This window comes from Acinetobacter tandoii (assembly GCF_008867985.1).
GTDB lineage: Bacteria > Pseudomonadota > Gammaproteobacteria > Pseudomonadales > Moraxellaceae > Acinetobacter > Acinetobacter tandoii.
Window position 1 is genome coordinate 24912 of sequence record NZ_VXLD01000009.1, and the last position, 20136, is coordinate 45047.

General features: G+C 39.9%; 21 protein-coding genes. 10 read left to right on the forward strand and 11 right to left on the reverse strand.

The genetic code is table 11. From position 1 onward, the window contains the following. Positions 1–9: 9 nt before the first annotated feature. From gatC to gatB, 3 genes are read left to right on the forward strand one after another with little or no spacing between them, the layout of a single operon-like run. A complete protein-coding gene (gene gatC / locus F4W09_RS12790; protein ID WP_100242180.1) occupies positions 10–324 on the forward strand; it encodes an Asp-tRNA(Asn)/Glu-tRNA(Gln) amidotransferase subunit GatC in 315 nt (104 codons plus the stop codon). Between the two features lie 53 nt (positions 325–377). Further along, positions 378–1856: an Asp-tRNA(Asn)/Glu-tRNA(Gln) amidotransferase subunit GatA gene (gene gatA, locus F4W09_RS12795; protein ID WP_151505018.1), complete on the forward strand. Its 1479-nt coding sequence runs from the start codon at positions 378–380 to the stop codon at positions 1854–1856. Beyond that, positions 1856–3331, forward strand: a complete 1476-nt coding sequence (gatB, locus tag F4W09_RS12800) for an Asp-tRNA(Asn)/Glu-tRNA(Gln) amidotransferase subunit GatB (RefSeq protein ID WP_151505019.1) — start codon at positions 1856–1858, stop codon at positions 3329–3331. The genes gatA and gatB overlap by 1 nt, the downstream gene beginning before the upstream one ends. Before the next feature lie 46 nt (positions 3332–3377). On the opposite strand, the gene F4W09_RS12805 is transcribed toward gatB, so the two are convergent. From F4W09_RS12805 to F4W09_RS12815, 3 genes are all read right to left on the reverse strand, one after another. Then, entirely contained in the window at positions 3378–5378 is a 2001-nt protein-coding gene (locus tag F4W09_RS12805) for an AAA family ATPase (protein WP_244948573.1), read from the reverse strand. Positions 5379–5695: 317 nt separating this feature from the next. Next, positions 5696–6211 (reverse strand): hypothetical protein, encoded by a 516-nt coding sequence (locus F4W09_RS12810; RefSeq protein WP_151505021.1) that lies wholly within the window; start codon positions 6209–6211, stop codon positions 5696–5698. A gap of 81 nt (positions 6212–6292) precedes the next feature. Beyond that, positions 6293–7177 carry a LysR family transcriptional regulator gene (locus F4W09_RS12815; RefSeq protein ID WP_151505022.1) on the reverse strand — a complete coding sequence of 295 codons (885 nt, stop codon included), beginning with the start codon at positions 7175–7177 and terminating at the stop codon, positions 6293–6295. Between the two features lie 114 nt (positions 7178–7291). Here F4W09_RS12815 and F4W09_RS12820 point away from each other — a divergent pair, with 114 nt between their 5' ends. After that, entirely contained in the window at positions 7292–7867 is a 576-nt protein-coding gene (locus F4W09_RS12820) for a chromate transporter (protein ID WP_151505023.1), read from the forward strand. After that, positions 7864–8379 (forward strand): chromate transporter, encoded by a 516-nt coding sequence (locus tag F4W09_RS12825; RefSeq protein WP_151505024.1) that lies wholly within the window; start codon positions 7864–7866, stop codon positions 8377–8379. The genes F4W09_RS12820 and F4W09_RS12825 overlap by 4 nt, the downstream gene beginning before the upstream one ends. Positions 8380–8491: 112 nt before the next feature. Here F4W09_RS12825 and F4W09_RS12830 read toward each other — a convergent pair whose 3' ends face one another. Beyond that, positions 8492–8974 (reverse strand): hypothetical protein, encoded by a 483-nt coding sequence (locus tag F4W09_RS12830; protein ID WP_151505025.1) that lies wholly within the window; start codon positions 8972–8974, stop codon positions 8492–8494. A 222-nt stretch (positions 8975–9196) separates the two neighbouring features. Here F4W09_RS12830 and F4W09_RS12835 point away from each other — a divergent pair, with 222 nt between their 5' ends. Then, on the forward strand, positions 9197–9775 hold the full coding sequence (locus F4W09_RS12835) for a DJ-1/PfpI family protein (RefSeq protein ID WP_016165357.1): 579 nt from the start codon (positions 9197–9199) through the stop codon (positions 9773–9775). 342 nt (positions 9776–10117) lie between these two features. Here the strand turns inward: F4W09_RS12835 and F4W09_RS12840 are convergent, their stop codons facing one another. The 3 genes from F4W09_RS12840 to sbmA all read right to left on the reverse strand — a co-directional run bounded on the left by F4W09_RS12840 (position 10118) and on the right by sbmA (position 13794). Next, positions 10118–11092 (reverse strand): hypothetical protein, encoded by a 975-nt coding sequence (locus F4W09_RS12840; protein ID WP_244948571.1) that lies wholly within the window; start codon positions 11090–11092, stop codon positions 10118–10120. A 291-nt stretch (positions 11093–11383) separates the two neighbouring features. Next, the gene (locus tag F4W09_RS12845) at positions 11384–12457 is read right to left on the reverse strand and encodes a DUF1176 domain-containing protein (RefSeq protein WP_418655094.1); all 1074 of its coding nucleotides are present in this window, start codon (positions 12455–12457) and stop codon (positions 11384–11386) included. A gap of 143 nt (positions 12458–12600) precedes the next feature. Beyond that, positions 12601–13794: a peptide antibiotic transporter SbmA gene (sbmA, locus tag F4W09_RS12850; RefSeq protein ID WP_151505027.1), complete on the reverse strand. Its 1194-nt coding sequence runs from the start codon at positions 13792–13794 to the stop codon at positions 12601–12603. A 468-nt stretch (positions 13795–14262) separates the two neighbouring features. Between sbmA and F4W09_RS12855 the strand changes: the two genes are divergently transcribed. Together F4W09_RS12855 and F4W09_RS12860 are read left to right on the forward strand one after the other, a co-directional pair. Next, positions 14263–14457: a hypothetical protein gene (locus F4W09_RS12855; protein WP_044739272.1), complete on the forward strand. Its 195-nt coding sequence runs from the start codon at positions 14263–14265 to the stop codon at positions 14455–14457. Between the two features lie 250 nt (positions 14458–14707). Then, positions 14708–15526, forward strand: coding sequence for a tetratricopeptide repeat protein (locus F4W09_RS12860; protein ID WP_044739271.1), 819 nt, complete (start codon positions 14708–14710; stop codon positions 15524–15526). Between the two features lie 77 nt (positions 15527–15603). Here the strand turns inward: F4W09_RS12860 and F4W09_RS12865 are convergent, their stop codons facing one another. Both F4W09_RS12865 and F4W09_RS12870 read right to left on the reverse strand, forming a co-directional pair. Continuing rightward, positions 15604–16530 (reverse strand): AEC family transporter, encoded by a 927-nt coding sequence (locus tag F4W09_RS12865; RefSeq protein ID WP_044739270.1) that lies wholly within the window; start codon positions 16528–16530, stop codon positions 15604–15606. 114 nt (positions 16531–16644) lie between these two features. Then, positions 16645–17754 (reverse strand): NADH:flavin oxidoreductase/NADH oxidase, encoded by a 1110-nt coding sequence (locus F4W09_RS12870; RefSeq protein ID WP_151505028.1) that lies wholly within the window; start codon positions 17752–17754, stop codon positions 16645–16647. A gap of 193 nt (positions 17755–17947) precedes the next feature. Here F4W09_RS12870 and mutM point away from each other — a divergent pair, with 193 nt between their 5' ends. Together mutM and F4W09_RS12880 are read left to right on the forward strand one after the other, a co-directional pair. Continuing rightward, entirely contained in the window at positions 17948–18799 is an 852-nt protein-coding gene (gene mutM, locus F4W09_RS12875; RefSeq protein ID WP_151505029.1) for a bifunctional DNA-formamidopyrimidine glycosylase/DNA-(apurinic or apyrimidinic site) lyase, read from the forward strand. Continuing rightward, entirely contained in the window at positions 18796–19080 is a 285-nt protein-coding gene (locus tag F4W09_RS12880) for a peptidylprolyl isomerase (RefSeq protein ID WP_016165366.1), read from the forward strand. The genes mutM and F4W09_RS12880 overlap by 4 nt, the downstream gene beginning before the upstream one ends. Before the next feature lie 50 nt (positions 19081–19130). Here the strand turns inward: F4W09_RS12880 and F4W09_RS12885 are convergent, their stop codons facing one another. Together F4W09_RS12885 and mscL are read right to left on the reverse strand one after the other, a co-directional pair. After that, on the reverse strand, positions 19131–19460 hold the full coding sequence (locus tag F4W09_RS12885) for a gamma-glutamylcyclotransferase family protein (RefSeq protein WP_016165367.1): 330 nt from the start codon (positions 19458–19460) through the stop codon (positions 19131–19133). A 134-nt stretch (positions 19461–19594) separates the two neighbouring features. Continuing rightward, positions 19595–20029: a large conductance mechanosensitive channel protein MscL gene (gene mscL / locus F4W09_RS12890; RefSeq protein WP_016165368.1), complete on the reverse strand. Its 435-nt coding sequence runs from the start codon at positions 20027–20029 to the stop codon at positions 19595–19597. Between the last annotated feature and the right edge of the window lie 107 nt (positions 20030–20136).

Genomic DNA, 20136 nt, shown 5'->3' on the forward strand with positions numbered 1-20136 from the left:
GGTGATGTTATGTCTACATCGGATGCTCAGCATTCAGCAGATTTAAATGCTCAAACCGTTTCAGCAATCGCCAATCTTGCTCGTTTGTCGCTAGATGATACGCAATCTGCTGAATATGCTCAAAGTCTAAACAAAATTTTAGGCATGATGGAAACCTTAAAAGGCATCGACACCGAAGGTGTTGAACCATTGAAAAGCCCTTTCGACAATCCACAGCCGTTACGTGAAGACGTGGTGACTGAACAGAATCATCGTGAAGAATATCAAGCTGTTGCACCTGCAACCGAAGCTGGCTTGTACCTTGTACCACGTGTGATTGAATAATTTTCACTCAGTTGAACCATTTTTTTAAAATTAAACGTAAAGAATTATTTCTCATGACCGATTTACACCGCTTATCGATTCGTGAACTTGCTGAGGGTTTGGCACAAGCTCAATTCTCCTCTCGCGAACTGACTGCACATTATTTAAAACGTATTGAAAAAATTGATACGCAGGTAAATTCTTATATCACTGTGACTGCTGAACAAGCATTGGCTCAAGCTGATGCTGCGGATGCTGCGATTAAAGCCGGCACAGCAACTACGCTCACAGGTGTTCCGATTGCACATAAAGACATTTTTTGTACTCAGGGCATTAAAACCTCTGCGGGCTCAAAAATGTTGGATAACTTTATCTCACCTTATGACGCAACTGTAGTTGCCAAAGGCAAAGCCGCAGGTTTGGTGACTTTAGGTAAAGTGAACATGGACGAGTTTGCCATGGGTTCAACTTCTGAAAACCCTTTTTATGGCGCAACGAAAAATCCATGGAATCTAGAACATGTGCCAGGTGGCTCTTCGGGTGGTTCTGCGGCAGTTGTGGCGGCTGATCTTGCACCGTTTTCAACAGGTACAGATACAGGTGGTTCAATTCGCCAACCTGCATCTTTCTGTGGTTTAACGGGTTTAAAACCGACCTATGGCCGTGTTTCGCGTTTCGGCATGATTGCTTATGCATCATCAATGGACCAAGGCGGACCAATGGCACGTTCGGCTGAAGACTGTGCCTACCTCATGAATGTCATGGCTGGTCACGATGCGAAAGACTCAACTTCTGTCGAAAAAGATGTCGATGACTACGTTGCCAACTTAAATGCAACCGCAGTCAAAGGCTTACGCATTGGTATTCCAAAACAATACTTCAACGTGGCAGGTTTAGACGCCGAAGTAAAAGCACGTGTTGAAGAATCGTTGAAAAAACTGGAAGACATGGGCGCGACCTTGGTTGAGATTGATCTCAACATGACGGAAGCCTATGTACCGACCTATTATTTGATTGCCCCTGCGGAAGCATCATCGAATCTTTCTCGTTTTGATGGCGTACGTTACGGCTACCGCTGTGAAAACCCGACTGACATTTTAGACCTATACAAACGCTCACGTTCGGAAGGTTTTGGTGCCGAAGTTCAACGTCGTATCCTGATTGGTACGTATGCGTTGTCTGCGGGTTACTATGATGCTTATTATGTGAAAGCACAGAAAGTCCGTCGTTTAATTCAGCAAGACTTCTTAAAAGCCTTTGAACAAGTTGATGTGATTGCTGCACCTTCTGCACCAACAACTGCATATAAAATTGGTGCTAACCTCAGCCCAACAGAAATGTATTTAGGTGACATTTACACGCTTGCGGTGAACTTGGCTGGTCTTCCTGCAATCAATGCCCCTGTTGGCTTTGACCAAGCACAACTCCCTGTTGGCTTGCAGTTGATTGGTAACTACTGGTCAGAATCACAATTATTGTCTGTCGTGCATCAGTATCAACAAGTGACGGATTGGCACACCAAACGCGCGGCAATTGCTGAGGAGAATGCATAATGGCACAAGCTCAAAAAAAGCCTAAATCAAACCTGATTGATGGTTGGGAAGTCGTGATCGGGATTGAGATTCACACTCAGCTTGCAACCAAATCTAAAATTTTCTCAGGTTCTTCGACTGAATTCGGTCAAGACCCAAATACGCAAGCTAGCCTTGTTGACTTGGCAATGCCGGGTGTACTGCCTGTTTTAAACAAGCAAGTGGTAGATTTAGCAATTCGTTTTGGTTTGGGTATTGATGCCTACATCGACCAAGCATCGGTTTTTGCACGTAAAAACTACTTCTACCCTGACTCACCTAAAGGCTACCAAATTAGCCAGATGGACAACCCAATTGTGGGCTTGGGTCATATCGACATTCAACTTGAAGATGGTTCGACCAAACGTATTGGTATTACCCGTGCTCACCTTGAAGAAGATGCAGGTAAATCGATTCACGACCAGTTTGAAGGCATGTCGGGCATCGACTTGAACCGTGCAGGTACTCCTTTACTAGAAATCGTGTCTGAGCCAGACATGCGTTCGGTTGAAGAAGCCGTTGCCTACATTAAAGCCATTCATACACTGGTGCGCTGGCTCGGCATTTCCGACGGTAACATGGCAGAAGGTTCGTTCCGTGCTGACTGTAACGTGTCTTTACGTCGTCCGGGTCAGCCTTTTGGTACACGCTGTGAATTGAAAAACCTCAACTCATTCCGTTTCATTGAGCAAGCGATCAATGTTGAAATTGAACGCCAAATGGAAATTTTAGAATGGGATGGCACGGTAGATCAAGAAACGCGTCTGTTTGACCCTGTGAAGATGGAAACGCGTTCAATGCGTTCGAAAGAAGAAGCGAACGATTACCGCTACTTCCCAGACCCAGACTTGTTGCCTGTGATTATTCCAGATGCGCAAATTGAAGCTGCACGCGCAGCATTGCCTGAGTTACCTGCGGCACGTCGTGAGCGTTTTGTGGCTGACTTTGCTGTGACTGAGTACGATGCACATGTGTTAACACTAACGCGTGAAATGTCTGAGTTTTATGAGGCCGTTGTTCAGGCTGCTGGCGGTGCTGCTCAAGGTAAAGTGTCTGCAAACTGGGTGATGGGCGAATTCTCAGGTGCTTTAAACAAAGCAGGCTTAGAGTTGGCGGATTCCCCTGTTTCGGCTGAACAGTTGGGTGGCATGATTGCACGTATTGTGGACAATACCATTAACGGTAAGATTGCGAAGCAAGTGTTTGGCTTTATGTGGGAAGAAGGCAAAACTGCCGATGCCATTATTGCTGAGAAAGGCTTGAAGCAAGAAACTGACACAGGTGCGATTGAAGCGATTATTAAAGATGTGCTTGCAGCCAACGAGAAGATGGTTGAGGAATACAAGTCTGGTAAAGAGAAAGCCTTTAACGGTCTTGTGGGGCAAGTGATGAAAGCTGCAAAAGGCAAAGCTAACCCAGCACAAGTGAATGAATTAATGAAGAAATTGATTGGTTAAGCTGATCTAGTTTCAAAAGAAAACCCGCTTTAGAGCGGGTTTTCTATTACTCAAAGAAACTTCGTATTTCATTTATCCAAGGTATTTCATTCTTATTATCCACAGCTGTTATATAATTTAATGCAAATTCAACCTTCATATGATTATTGTTTTTTCCAAAAAAACTCTTTAATCTTCTCTTCTCTGGAATTGATAATCTTAAACATAAAGCAGATGGATAAAAAATATTTTCTACGAGTTCGACCCTTTTATGAACATCAATAAGTTCCTCTAATTCAGGATTTTCCTCTTTCATCTGCTCTAATACTTTCAAAAATGTTTCAGCATTAAGTACATCTTCCAATACAGAAGAATTTGCAGCTATTGGAGAGTTAATCATCACAAGTTCAGCATTTTCACTTCCCTCATTGACTATGAGTCTTCTATATTTTAGCTTAGGATGTTGAGCATCTTGTCTAAGATTAGTTGTATTCATATCTAACGTAGAATCAGTATCACAAAGCAAAAAAACTTTGCCTTTCATTTCCTGTTTAAAATCCTCAAAAGCAATTGATAGATGGTTATATAATTTCTTAACTTCACTATAACCACCAACTGGTAAAATTCTTAACCTTTGATTTTCAACTAATTCTGACAAAAAATCAGACAGATAAATTTTTTCTGAAGATCCCTCACAAATTAGCCAATTAAATGGATTTTCACTCATACTTCCATAAATTATTGCTTGAACAAGATCATTAATACTTTTTAATTGAATACTAAAAGGGAGTTGATTACGAGATTGGGCACCTATAATTCTTGTTTCTTCACGATATTTTGTAATATTAATAAAATCAAACTTGTGACCAACATCACTGCCTTTACCCATAATTACAGTATTACCTCTTATTACAGAAGGAATATAACCATACCAATGAGTAGTAAATATAACTTGTGAGCAAAATTGAGTTGTTTCATATAAGCTTTGAAACATATCAAAGCATGCTGAAATATGTAGAGATGATTCAGGCTCATCAAAACCGAAAATGACATATTTGTTATTGTTATTTTCATAGTTTTTTCTCAGTAAACTATTAGCTATATCTAATATTGCTTTTTGTTTCTCGCCAGAGCTTAGTTTAGTAATTGCCATTGATGAATTTTCATCAACTTTGAGATGCATAGATCTAATATTAAAATATGCTTCAATTATTAAATTATTGATATCAACTCTTTTTAATTTCGTCTGTCTGACGTCACTATTTGTTTTATAAATATATGATTCAAGATCACCCTCTAATTCAGAAATGATTAGATCTAATGAATCATTTATTTTTTTTACAGTTGTTGGCGAAATAGTATCATTTAGGGTTTGCTGTAAGCTCTTACCCATAAGAAATTCAAATTGCTTGTTGTGAAGTTTGGTAAACTCTTCAGCACTCAATTCTCTAGGAATATAAATATATCTATAAATATCTATTATTTTATTGAAAATATTATCTAAAACACTAAAGTCAAATTCGGTTTCATCAAAATCTTCGAGATCTGTGCTTGGAGTACTTATTCCATCCAAAAATTCAGATAACTTACCTTTGAAATAAGCATTAAAAACGCTAAAACTCTTTTTGTTATTAAGAGTAACCCCTAGTGGAATTAAATAATAATCATCTATATTTTTTAGAGTAGAAGTTATTCTTTCAATGTGTTGTACTGTTTCTTTTGAACCAGAGAATCTTGGAGGTAAATTTCCAGTCTTTATTCTTTTTATAGATTTATCAATAACCTGAACAACCTCCAACTCTTTTACATCAAATTTTATTTTATCTTTTTCTATTAAAAAAATTGGTACAATGTAGGGAATATTAGAGTCATCTAAAGACTTATTATGAGATAAGTTAATATTCCACTCTTTATTAGACAAGAAAATTTTATCGAGAGCTTCAAGTACTGTGCTTTTTCCAATCCCATTATTACCAACTAAACCGCAAAATTTTTCTCCATCACTTAAAGGGATAAAGTTAATACCTTTATAAGTTTTTATGTGCCTTAAAAAAATCCCAACAATCATTTCTTTCAATTATTCAGTAAAATCAATAGAATGAAAATATAATTAACTTACTAAAATAATTCAATTAATTATCCTAAATTATTAAGATACAATCATCGAAAAACGTTCTTTATCGCCAAATACGAAGACATAGGACTTTTCCAAATCTCAAGATCCTAATTTATAAGTGATTTATAGTTACCCTCCCCCGTCTGCTCCCGTAGGGAGAAGGCGCTTTCATTGTAGATTTACAAACAAGTTAAATTTAAAATTGATATTCTCTCTCCTGAGCAAGTTGTAAAGCACAACTTTAAAGTGAAGGTTAGGGAGAGGTAAAATTACCTAATCACACCCAACTTATTCCAAATCTCAGGCGTCAAAAAGGTCGTCACCATCTTATTTAAATCCACATAACGCAACAAACCATTCAACTGCTGCTTCACTTCAGTATTTTTTACAATTTCTTCGCCTGTAATCTGTCCCAACTGCTGAAAACTTTCACCTACGGCTTGAATACCATCCGCCTGAATCACGGCTTTGGTTTGTGCTGAACATTGCTCAACCAAAATACGCTGTAACACCTGCGCCACGTTTTTATCCAGTGCAGTTTTCTGATCTTCCGTGACCTGACTAAACTGCTTTAAATCAGGATGGGTCGATAACGCTACAAACGTCCACTGCAACACTGCAGTTTTATCAGTCGCTGTGGTCGATTTTACTAAACAGTCACTCAGTTGATCCACTGTGCTACTCGCCATGCTCATCTGCGTAGCGCCTAAAACTGTGGCTGCCAATAATACCGCACGACCAAGACCCGACCATTTCCCCAGAGTTTTCACAAGCTGAACAGACATATACTGAATTCCAATAACTGATTGGCTTCTTTGTAGCACAGGCATTACTACCCAGTTGTTATGACTCTGTATCTCTTGAGGCTATTTGCCTAATAATTGCAACACATGCTGCAAACGGACATTTTCAGGATTGTGCTTATACACCGCATAAATTGGGGCGATACACGGCAAATCCGCCTTTAAAGGCTTATACACAATCTGTTTATTCCAGAAATCACGAATCGCTTCAGGCACAATCGATAAGCCAATCCCTGCTGCAATCAGGTTTAAACTAGAAGTTAAACGTGGTGCTTCTTGCACAATTTTCGGACTAAAACCCGCCTGATAACAACTGGCCATAATATTGTCGAATAAATCCTGACCCGCTAGGCGACGATACAGCACAAAATCATGAGCTTCTAAATCGAGTAAGTGAATTGCATCGGGCTGTTCCGCCAAAGGATGATTATTCGGCATCGCCACAATCAACGGTTCATCCAACACATGTAAGCTGTTTAGCCCTAAACCAATTGGTGCAGGTTTACGTAGAAATACAATGTCATTTTTATCATTACTGATGGAGTCAATCAGTGAATTACTGCCATCTTCTTCCAAATGAATCGACACCGCAGGAAAGGCTTCACGGAAATTACGCAACAAGGCTGGTAAAAAAGGATGTAGTCCTACCGAGTTAGTAATTCCAATATTCAACTGCCCTTCCAAACCTTGGGTAATGTTCTGTACCCGCTGCGGAATCGCCTGTGCATGTGCCAATATAGTTAAGGCTTCTTGATACAGCACTTTGCCTGCTTCAGTTGCCTCGACACCACGAGGCAAGCGCTTGAGTAACTGTGCATTCAGTTCATCTTCTAGCCCTTTAATAATACGGGTCAACGGTGGTTGCTGCATATTTAAACGCACTGCCGCACGTGAAATATTGCTTTCTTCCACCACAGCCACAAAGGCTTTGAGCTTATGAATATCCATCTGATCTCTCTATTTTAAGGCATACTTTTTAGGTATGAATAACACCATAAATAGCATTTTTCATTATAACGCTACAAGCGCATACTTTTGATATTCCAGATAGCGAGGTCGGCAATGAAAACAGAAATAATTCCATTGGAACAAGAGATTCATCCCAATTCTCAGGAGTTATTTATGGGATTTATGAAGCTCGGTCTGATGGGGTTTGGTGGGGTGTTGCCACTGGCACATCGGATGATTGTAGATGATCGCAAATGGCTAACGATTGAGGAATTCACGCATTTACTTGGAGTGTGCCAACTACTGCCCGGTGGCAATATCATCAATATGTCAGTCGCTATTGGCTATCAATTTCAAGGGGTAAAAGGTGCGGTGAGTGCGATGGTAGGTTTAATCTCGGCACCGACTTTCATTGTAATTATGCTGTATGAACTGTATGCCCAGTTTCAATCTATTCCTATGGTCAGACATATGATTGAAGGTCTGGCTGCCGCTGCCGCAGGCTTGCTATTTGCGATGGGGCTGAAAATGCTCCGCCCGATTATGCGACGCTACTTAACTTGGTTAACCATTGCCTTGACCTTTATATTTATGTTGGTGATCAAAATTCCATTGCTGCTAACTTTACTGATTTTGGTTGCGATCAACATGAGCGTATTAAGCCTGAATAAAGGAGCAAAAAACGTATGATTCTGATTGCTTTAGCCATCGTTTTTACTCAATTGTCTTTGCTGGCCTTTGGTGGTGGTCCTGCAATTTTGCCCGAAATGCAACATCAGGTGGTCGAGGTACATCATTGGTTAAGTGCCACCGAGTTTAGCACCATGTTTGCAATGGCACAGGCAGCACCTGGGCCAAATATGATGATTGTGCCCTTGGTCGGTTGGCATGTAGCAGGCCCTGCTGGACTTTTAGTCACCTCATTCGCCAAGTTTGGCCCTTCATCCGTGATTACGGTATTCGCACTCAAATTCTGGAATCAGTTTAAAGACCATCCTCTACGCGAACGCTTTGAAAAAGCCTTAAAACCAATTACGGTGGGCTTGGTACTGGTCAGTGCGTGGATTATTGCCGATGCTTCGGCACAAAATAGTTTGCTGATTACCATTATTGCCATTGCCACAGTGATGAGTCTGTTTAAGAAAGTGCATCCGCTTTGGGTGATGTTGTTTGGAGCCGTTGCTGGTGCTAGTTTTTTATAAAAATTGGCAAAAAACAAATCCACCCGCATTGTGCGGGTTTCATCATTTTTCTAATGGGATATTGAATTAATCCAACTCACCGAGTGACATCTACAACCTGATCAAACATGATTTAATATTGCGCTAAATCTCGTTCCCGACAAGACAGTTCATAATATTCAGCTTGCGGACGTCTTTTCAGACTGTGGCTATAATAATCAGTCTCATCCTTTGCTCTAGCTGCTAAAGTACATTGATGCTTTTTAGCAAATTGTTGCAGTGCAGCTAAATCCGCAGTCTTGCTCAATACAGCCCCCCAACCTTCACTGACACAACAACCCACATATTCAGACATATATTCATCTGATACCGCGACCACACTTTGCCCCATAAACTTGAGTGGTTTTTTGATGATAAACACATCGTTATAGTCATAACGGGAAACTTCAGGTTTCTTGGCAATAAAACCACCTACCTTTAACGCTTTAAAAGTCGGAAAATCTTGTTTCATAGTGCCCATTCCCCGATAAGTTTCCATATCCGCGGCCATGGTCATTGAAGAAAAACTGATAGCACCCCACAACAAACCTTTTGAACCCCAATGTTTTACCTTCATCTTTATTTTCCTTTGTTATTGCTATACGACAGCCTAGTATTTTAATGCCGATCCAGTCTAAAACCACTGATCATCTTAATCATTCAATCGCTTTTATTTCCTGTGCCCCTTACTCATCATGCATTACGACTAAAGACAACACAGCATGGTTTAAACTGCTCATCAGGCTATGCTATGGTGAAGCAGAATGATTCCAACCATAACAACACAGAGAGAAAAATCATGTCTAAACAAATTCTCATGCTGGTCGGTGACTATGCCGAAGATTACGAAACTATGGTGCCTTTCCAGTTTTTAACAGGACTCGGTTATACCGTACATGCAGTCTGTCCAGACAAAAAATCGGGCGACAGTATTGCCACAGCGATTCATGACTTTGAAGGGGAACAAACCTACAGCGAAAAGCGTGGACACAACTTTGCCATCAACCATGATTTTGATGTCGTGAATACCGCAGACTATATTGGCTTAGTCGTTCCAGGAGGACGCGCACCCGAATATTTACGCATGAATGCCCGTGTAATTGAAATTGTGCAAGAATTTGATACAGCAAAGAAACCGATTGCTGCGGTATGTCACGGTGCACAGATTCTGGCCGCTGCCAATGTGCTGCAAGGTCGTACCTGTTCTGCCTACCCTGCGTGTGCAGCAGAAGTAAAACTGGCGGGCGGAAAGTATGCTGATATTGCAGTCACGGAAGCAGTAACGGATGGACATTTGGTCACAGCACCTGCTTGGCCTGCACACCCTGCTTGGTTGGCACAGTTTGTAAAAGTTTTAGGGGCAAGCATTCAGATTTAAAAAATTATCAAGCGAGTAGTGTTGTGTTCTAGGCGGACTATAGAACACAATGCGAAAGTAGCTATTTCGTCCAAAATAACTGATGATGTATAGTCGTGAACTTATTCCAGCACCAATAAAAATAGCCCTCTTGATTTTATAATAAGGTATGCATTTTTAAGGTGTTGGATGGCCAATCTCCCTAACAGAAAGGGGGAAAATTACGATTATTAAGCCACCTCAAAATAAATTGAATTTTCCTAACTGTTCAGCATTTTTTATGCATTCTGACAACTATTTCTTTACTGTATTCAGTGATGATACTTCAGTCTAATAATCTACTTTAACTTAACCTTCAACCGCCTATTGCCCTTGTTTCAACATACGTTTTGCACCTGCATGGTTATAATTACTCGCAAGATTTTGCAAAATTTTATTGGCTTGCCCTTTCGGGTTAGAAAAACGGCTGCTATAAGCAGGCACACTGGTCAAACAACGGGCAACCAACATACCTGAATCGATATATACACTAGCATTTGTTCCTGCCAATTTTCCATAGTTATAGGCACGTTGTGCACTGTTACATGCGTTTAGCTTATTCGTACCTTTGCTTAAATCTCGACGGGCGGTAACATAAGCTTTGAGCTGCTGTTGTTGGGGCGTTTCAACCACTGGAGCAGTTACATTTTGTGAAGTTTCCACAGTAGGTTTGCTTTCTTTCTTTTTCTCAGTATCTTTTTTATTATCAGGTTCTTTGGCTATTTCAATTTTACTGTTTTTTGTCGTTACGGCATTTTTTGTTGTTTTCTTCTCAGTCGAATTTCCCCCTATATTTTTATACCATTGATGAGCTTCATCTGCACTCAACATACGGGTTTGTAAGCTCACAGCGCGCGCAGAAAGATTGCTTTCCAACTTTCCTTCTGCTGTCGGTTCAATCGAAACAATCCAATGTTCATCTGGCAATACGCACTCATAAGCACCTATGCCCTGTTTCACATTACCATTTGCCATCAACCGCTTTTTTTGGGCCTGATCTTTGACTAAATGCAAATTACTTTTATACAGCAAACCAAATTTTCCACCTTTAGCATGACAATAACTCCCTAAATACTTACGTGGATAGAGTGCCTGAGGTTCTGTGCTTTTTTGTTGTTGTCCCCAATCATAAACATATTCTTTCGCACCACCATTCGAAGCATTCAATTTTTTCTGGTCAATTAAAGCTTGTGGAGTAGCATATTTATTGATGGAATCGGTACTGAAATTACTGATGTGGTTACATCCCTGTAAAGTCATTCCCATCGCCCCAATGAAAATAAATTGTTTTAAATTCACGTCGTCGTTCTCAATAAATTATTTTATTATTTAAAAATATCGTAAATTACATAAAATAACAAATCATAGGTTACTGATTTTACTATTCATTTTTTGTTTTTATTGAAAACCAGATCAAGCAAACTATATTTAATGTTAAATAATTTATACTTTTAACTTTTTGATTGTATCAATTAACACAATTTTCTTAAGTAGACTCTACGGAAATGGATTTATATAAAATGTTGTTTGATATCAGCTAGATAAAAATAAACTTACCTACCCAAACTTCAATACATGATGATCGACCAACTACTTGACCACTGCCTCAATTTTATCTAATTCCCACACGCCTCCCGCAGCTAAACCTTTACACATTCCTGTCCAACGGTCCACCGTTTGCACAAACTGTTGCCCATTCCACACCCATTCTGCAATTGCCCAACAGTCACCAATGCCTCGCCCTTTTTGCCCACTATAAATATGACCCTCCGAAAAATCTGACGCAGTTTCAGTAATAAAAGTTGCAGGACCTTTGAGTGAAGCATCTAATACCCACATGCCATAACCTTCATTATAGGCGGCACGCCAGCATAGCGTTGAGGCCAATACCTTTTGTTCACTCAGTTTATACAGTTGAATTGGTTGCGGCTCCTGTCCCTCACCTGTATAGACTCCTTCACAAAACCCTTCACCCATGTCCTCAGTTTTCGGTTGCGATGACATCAACGTTTTATACAAAGTTTGATAGGGTGCTTGAGTTGGCTCTAAAATCCGATAGGGTTGATTTGCCGTCTTCACTGGTTTCACTACGAATTTGGGGATAGCAGCTAAAACACTTGCTTCACTATTGCTCCCTTTTTTAATCAAAGCACCCTTTGTATTCAGTCTCTTTTGAAAATCATCCATTTTGAGCAATGTTGCAGTCATGCCTTTGTCTGAAATTTGCCAATGTAAATCCTTATTCTTAAACTCAATTTTGACATTTTGAGCCGCAACTTCTAATAAAGCATTCACTTGGGACTTAGATAGCACACCCATTAAAGGAAGTTGATTGCCCTCCACACTCACCACACCTAAATCCAGATTATTCACAAAAAAATGAATATTCTGAACCTTAGACACAGGCAATTCTTCTTTTTCAAAACTGGCTAAAGCAAATTCTGCGATTACCGCTTGCTTCGCACCTGCATGACGCGTCAAAAGTATTGATGCGGGTTCAGATTGACTGAAATCATCATTTTGGTAACCTGCCGCACGGCATGTACCTGTATTGCTACAATAAAGTTCCCAATCTTCATGAGAAAAGGATGTTCCTTTAATATCTTGCGCCAAAATGGCTGTACTGAATACAGCGAGACAGGTGGTGGAAATAAAATAAGGGATAAATTTCATCAGGAAGGCACTGTTATTTATTGTCATCATTGTTTTTAGTTTAACGCTTTTCAGGTATTTGAACAAAATGGCATTACTTTCCAAGTGAAAAAAACCTGCAAAAATGCAGGTTTTTCATTCGATAAACAGTTCAATTATTCATCTAAAATCGATTCAAAGGCTTTCAAACGTTTGTAAATGGACAACAGTTCAATAATGGTTTTCCAAGACATAATTAAATATTGGAAAGATTCACGAACTTTATCAAAAACATTCCCAATCTGATTGACCAAACCTAAGGTCATTTTCCCCGCGGCAATAGACGGGAATAGCACCACTAAGCTATATAAAATATCAAGTTGTCGGTACCACGTTGCCACCAAGTTGAAATAGGCATAATGAAAATACAGACGGAAATAGTTTTTGCGCACACGACCAAAAAGTTCGGCTAAGGTTGCAGGCTGCGCACGATCTGCATGATCTTCTCCATAGACCAATTCTTTACGATATGCAGCTTCCACTTTCTGATTATTAAATTCCAGACCTGGCAGCTTATTTCCCACTACCATCAATAATACGGTACCAAAAATCGCCCAAATAATAGATGCCCAGACCAATGAATGTTGCACTTCTCCCACTATCGGTAATACAGGTACATGTTTGGACAGATCAAATAAAATAGGCAAGAAAGCGACCAAAATCATAATGGCTTTAATCAGCTCTACCCCCAAATCTTCCATAATGGTGGCAAAACGCATGGTGTCTTCCTGCACACGTTGCGAAGCACCTTCAACTTGGCGCAGTTTTTCCCAACGTTCCGTATAGTATTCGTTCATCGCTGTACGCCAACGGAATACATAGTGACTGGTAAAGAAAGCATTAATCACAGCAAACGTTACTGCAACCATCGCAATGTAAAGAAAGGTTAAGGTGCCCATATATAGGTCTTTAATATTGCCACCTTTGCCCAACATATTTTGGATTAAGTCCCAAAATGGGCCATACCAAGCGTTGATTGCAACACTGACCTGTACGCCAAACCAGATGTTAAACAAAATAAAGGCAGAACCCCAAATCGACCAACGTTGCCACTTATTGTCGGAAAAAAACTTCCAGAACAAAGCAAAGAGTGCCGTTGAAATAAAGAACCAGACATAAAACCATAAAAATGAAGGTGACCAAAAACGACTCACGCCTACAGGTAACTCTGCATTTGTATATCCCTGTGGCCATCCAATGGCACTTCCCCATGTATTTCCACCCGTGTACCATAAAGTCATATTAAGCACAGACCAGATCAACACCGAAATAAAAAACCATTTGGGATTTGGAAAAAATGATTTAAACATTGAACCCGAAAATCCTTGAGTTGTTTGAATGAATATCCTTGGAATACTAATCCTAATTTTGTAATTTATGGTACGAACTTTTACAGATATTTGTACCTTTTTCAATGATAAGCACTTGTTTACGAAAACAATTCTCATTTACTGTGCTTATCTATTAAATCTATCTCATAATTTTTCACGTTTATTACATTCGCACTGAAGTATAAGAATTCTGACTATGCTCCCAGATTCTTTTACATAATTATTCTATTCTCAGTGGATAAGCCACCCTATATTGCTTTTATGCTGGTTTTTACAGAAAAATCAGACAGGCATGGAGTAGACTTTTGATTTTTATCAAGATCAATAACATTTTCTTATTGTTATTCCATCGAATATTTTGTATTTCAGATGCAGAGCAATCTATGTCGAAAAGGAATAATGCTACTCTGGTGCCATAAAATTAACTAAATTCATGAGGAAAATAATATGGAATCATTTGTAATCGAACTCATTAAACCGATTACCCTAGAAAAAGAAAACCACACGGCAAAAGTCTTTGAAGAAGGTACGATTCTTAAAGTCTTATTAAAAACACCCAACTCTTTATTGGTGAGTGATGACGCCAAATTTAGTTTTACTGTAGATTTAAATGATGAAGATATCATTTGGCGTAAACTATAAGATTTCTTTTAAGATTGATGAATTTTCCTTCCTGATGTAAAGCTCCATATCAGATATATGGAGTAATGATTTCTACAAGCTTGAATTAAGCAAATTAAAGCATGGATAAATATCCCTAAATCGATAACAATAATTTTCAGCAAAACACAATTGCTATATTTACATTCGATCAATTCAACTTATTATGTATTTGTTTCTCTACCCCACACACAGATGGAATTGTGTGAATGCCCCATAAGGTTTTTGAAAGATGAAAAAAATAATTCTTGCTAGCTTAATCGCGATGTCCACACAATTCGCATTTGCCGAAAGCAAACCTGCGACAGTCGATCCAGCTTTTGCTGAAGTTGAAGCCATGGTCAAAGCCAACAATATGACAGGTGCCTATCAAGCATTAGAAAAACTCGGCAAAGCAGGCAATCCTCAAGCCCTCTACAATTTAGGCTATTTAACCCAAGTTGGACAAGGGACAACCAAAGATGAAAAGAAAGCTATTCAGCTTTATGAACAATCGGCCAGTAAAGGTTATCCCGTTGCAGACTATGTATTGGGTAAAAATTATTTAGCAGGTTCTTTGGGTTTAAAACAAGATACATCAAAAGCCAAACAATATTTTGAAAAAGCCTCTGCTAAGGGTTTTAGCGATGCAACAGTCGACCTAGCCGTTTTACTTTTTGCAGAAAACAATCCTGCCTCAGACAAACTGGCATTACAAAAGCTTGATCCTTTAGTTAAAAAAGGAAATTTCCAAGCCATTCATGCGAAAGCCTTGTATGACATTAGCACTGGTTTCAAGAACAAAGATGAAGCTCCAATCAAGCAAGGTCTAGCCAGTATTCAAACCTTGGCGCAAAAAGGCTATATTCCTGCATTGATGGCGGTAGGCAACATGTTTACCAATGGTAATATCGTGCCGCAAAACTTGCCTGAAGCGAAAAAAATCTTCACGGCGCTTGCGAAAGAAAATGTACCACAAGCTCAAGAATCATTAGCTGTGGTTGAGAAAATGATGGCTGAACAGGCGAAAGCATCAACGGCATCTTCAACTAAAGCCGCGAAAAAAAGCTAATTTATCCCGATCACTTGTTGGTATAGAAAATGCCCATCTAAAAAGATGGGCATTCTTTTGGGTCGAAAGATTGAAACTTATCCCCACCAAAATGCAATCAAACTACTCACAACTCCAAACCCTAAAATTGTACTGAGCATTAAAGGCGTAAGTGCTTTTTCATTTAGTCCATAAGTCTGTCCAAATATACCAAATGCGATGGGCATCGGTAATGCAGCCAATAAAGTTCCTGCATACAACATTTCCTGACTGACATTCGGCAGTACAGAAAATAGGAGAAAAATGGTCAATGGCATGAGGATGATTTTTAAAAAAACCAAAACAAGGCTCTGTATATCAATGGCTTTTAGACCTATCCCCACCAAACTCCCACCAATCACAAATAGCGCCAGTGGTGATGCCGTCTTCCCTAGCATCGCTAAAATCTGATCGATAGCAGCGGGTAATTTTAGATTCAACAGCACACAGCCCATGCCCAAAATAATGGCTAAAATGACTGGGTTTTTCAGCAGATTAATTAAAGTGGGTATCGCAACCTGTTTAAAACTCCCCTGCTGCTGTAATCCCACCTCAGCAATCATTAATACCAAAGCGACAATCAGTAGATTTTCAATAATCAAAGTCAGAGAAATATAGATTGCAGCATGTTGACCAATCAACATGGTCAAAATTGCGGTACCGATAAAACCAGTATTCGACATCGATGCTCCCATCGCCATGACTGCCGAAGCAGTTAAGCGATGTTGGAAATAATGCCAATATAAAACAAAAGCACAAACGAACAGCAGTAATGAACCACCGCCATAAGCGATAAAATAACTAGGATGCCAGATTTCAGATAGGTTACGACTGGCTAAGGCATGCAATAAAAATGCAGGCAATGCGATCTTAATGACGAAAGCACTCAGCGCTTTAATCTGTTCAGACAGAATTAAACCACCTTTCACACAGATGAACCCAAGCAATACCAACAAAATAATCGGTAAAATAATACTTAAAACCACAAGTGTGCTCCATGGCAATGCTTTTTCAAAATAGCTCCTCGTTGTGCTTACTCACGTAATGATCATGATCTGATTACTAACCGTGTTTTCTTCAATATCCCATCAAAGTGCAATTTACTCGGAAAATGGCTTAAATAATTGCTTCACACCATGTGGCTGACAACGCAGATATTGCGGTGCAATTTCCAGAGTTTCTCCCAATTCTGCTGCGGCATGCCAAGGCCAACGCGGGTCGTACAACATCGCACGTGCTAAGCCGATAGCATCGGCTTGCTCATGTTGCAACACCTGTTCTGCTTGTTGGGCCTCGGTAATAAGCCCTACGGCGATCACAGGAATATCGACCGCTTGTTTTACCGCATGTGCAAACGGCACTTGATAATTTGCCCCTATCTGAATTGCCTGCTCCACGTGTAAACCACCACTGGAAACATGAATATATGCAGCACCCAATTGCTGTAGACGTTTAGACAATTCAACCGACTCTTCAACCGTCCAGCCCCCATCAAACCAGTCTTGAGCCGAAAGACGCACACCAATTGGATAACCTTCAGGAACAGCAGCGAACACGGCTTGGAATGTTTCCAAAGTCATACGAATACGGTTCTCAAATTCACCCCCATATTCATCCTGACGTTGGTTCGCCAGTGGTGACATAAATTGATGCAACAGATAACCATGCGCAGCATGTAACTCGATTAAATCAAATCCTGCATCCACAGCACGAATTGCAGCTTGGGCAAAATCTTGTTGCACTTGTTTAAGTTCAGCAACTGATAAGGCATGGGGTGGAATATCTTTAGGATTAAATGCGACCTCACTGGCAGAAACGGTTTGCCAACCATGTTTTTCTTCTGGTGTAATTTGTCCTCTACCCAGCCAAGGCTTATCCGTAGATGCCTTACGACCCGCATGTGCCAATTGAATCGCGAAGGGCATGGGAGAGATTGAACGCACTTTTTTCAATAGCTGCTGCATTTGATCGCGCTGAGCATCATTCCACAAGCCTAAATCTGCAAAACTGATTCGCCCTTCAGGCTGCACTGCTGTTGCTTCAATAATACATAAGCCCGCACCAGATAAGGCATAGTTGCCCCATTGTTGCTCATGCCAATAACTCAGTACACCTTGATCATTGGCTGAATATTGACACATTGGTGCAATCACAATGCGATTTTTTACAGAGAGTGAACCATATTGGATCGACTGAAATAAGCGGGACATACAAGGCCTCATCATTCTAATTTCCGTGACTTATCACGTTATACAGATTATGACGTGGCTGCAAATACTCTTTTTATCTATTGTTTGACGTCCAGCCCCAAAAAGAAAGCGATCTGATTTTGAAAAGACTTGCATTCCCTTCTATTCAGCCCGATATTAGCCTTGTTGTCTAAGAACTGTCATTTTGAAGCCTATGCCTGAATTACCTGAAGTAGAAACCACCAAAACCAGCTTGCTCCCGTTGATTGGACAAAGTGTTCAATCTGTCACAGTCTTTGAGCCACGTTTACGCTGGCCAATACCTGATGATTTGCACCGCTTACAAGGACAGAAACTACTCAAACTCACGCGTCGCTCTAAGTATATTTTGGCAGAATTTGAACAAGATCGTATGCTTTGGCATTTAGGTATGTCTGGCAGTTTTCGCCTATGCGAAGCTCATGAAGAAAAACGCAAACACGATCATTTAATTCTTCAATTTGATGACATTCAATTACGCTATCATGACCCGCGCCGCTTTGGTTGTATTCTTTGGTGGGATGCAGAAACTGAAGCAAAACTGCTCGCACCTTTAGGGCCTGAACCTCTCAGCGAAGCATTTAATGCAGCATATTTAAGCCAAAAACTGAAAAATAAACAGGTCGGCATAAAAATTGCACTGATGGATAATCATGTGGTGGTTGGTGTAGGCAATATCTATGCAACTGAAAGCTTATTCAATTTAGGTATACATCCTGCACAAATGGCCTCAAGTTTATCGATGAGTCAGATTGAAAAATTGGTAGAGGAAACCAAAAGAATTTTACAACAAGCCATTCAACTGGGTGGATCAACGCTAAGAGATTATAGTAACGCGATGGGGGAAAATGGATACTTTCAACAAACCTTACTCGCTTATGGGCGTGCGGGTGAAATGTGTGTGAACTGTGAAACAACATTGGAAAATTTAAAATTGGGACAACGTGCTAGTGTCTTTTGCCCTCAATGCCAACCCTTGAAACAGGTATCTAAAACAACAGCAATCAAGCGAGGTAAGATCAAATGAAAACAGCCATTGTTCGACATATTCTGGTCAAAGATAAAGAGTTAGCTGAGCAGTTAAAAAAGAAGATTTTAGATGGTGCCGATTTTGCCAAAATTGCCAAACAATACTCGACCTGTAATTCAGGTAAGCGTGGCGGCGAGCTCGGTGAAGTGAAAAAAGGTCAATTGGTACCTGTGATTGATAAACTGGTCTTTACTGCAGCCGAACATGTCTTGCATGGTCCAGTGAAAAGCCAATTTGGCTTTCATTTGGTTGAAATAAAATTCCGCATGGCATTCTAAAATGATCCTGCGCCTTATATGATTTTAGGCACTGCCCTTTTGATAGCGGTTTAAGCCGCTTTCATTTCATATATCCAAGCATCCGTTCGTTCGCCCGACTCTAATTCAACTTGAACCTTGACCCGTTGATACTGCATCCCTTCAAATTCATCTAAAGAAGACCAATGCTCAGTCAATTTTTCGGTACTAAAAAAATAACCTTCCACTTTGGGAGCCGCTTGGTCCAGTACAATGGCAGGTAAACCTTTATCAGGTCCCCAATCCAAAATGTGTACTACGCCATTTACATAGCCTTTCTGCCATGTTCCACCAATGCCTTCTAAAATATGCGCATTTTCCTGATTTGGACGTAAAGTCCCATAGACAAACAAGCGATTCATCGGATCTTCATCTTTCAATTTAAAAAATCAGCGCGCATCTTAATCGGAAAAATGTACAAAAACTAGCCCTATCATACGCAAGTCATGGCATAAAAAACGGCACTTTAAAGTGCCGTTTAGGAAGTCTAAATCAATTAAGATTTATTTTTTAACTCATCACGTATTTCACGTAACAATTGGATATCTTCTGGAGTTGCCGCTGGTTCTGGTGCAACTTCTTCTTGTTTACGACGCATACGGTTAATCATTTTCACCATTAAAAATACTACCCACGCCAAAATGATGAAGTTAATTAAAATAGTGAGGAAGTTACCATAAGTTAAAACATTCACGCCTGCTTTGGTTAATTCATCTAAGGACTGTAGGTTATTCGGATTATCACCCAACACAAAGAATTTTTGCGTGAAATCTACACCGCCACCTGTGATTACAGTAATCAAGGGCATGATGATGTCTTTTACTAATGAATCAACAATCTTGCCAAATGCCCCACCGATGATTACACCGACAGCCAAATCAATCATGTTACCTTTCACCGCAAATTCGCGGAATTCTTGAATAATACTCATTGGAATCTCCAGTTCTTTTTTGACTTTAATTTATGTGACGCAGCATACATTATTGAAATCTATATATTTCTATCTAATTTACTTGGTTTTGTAAATTATCTACAACG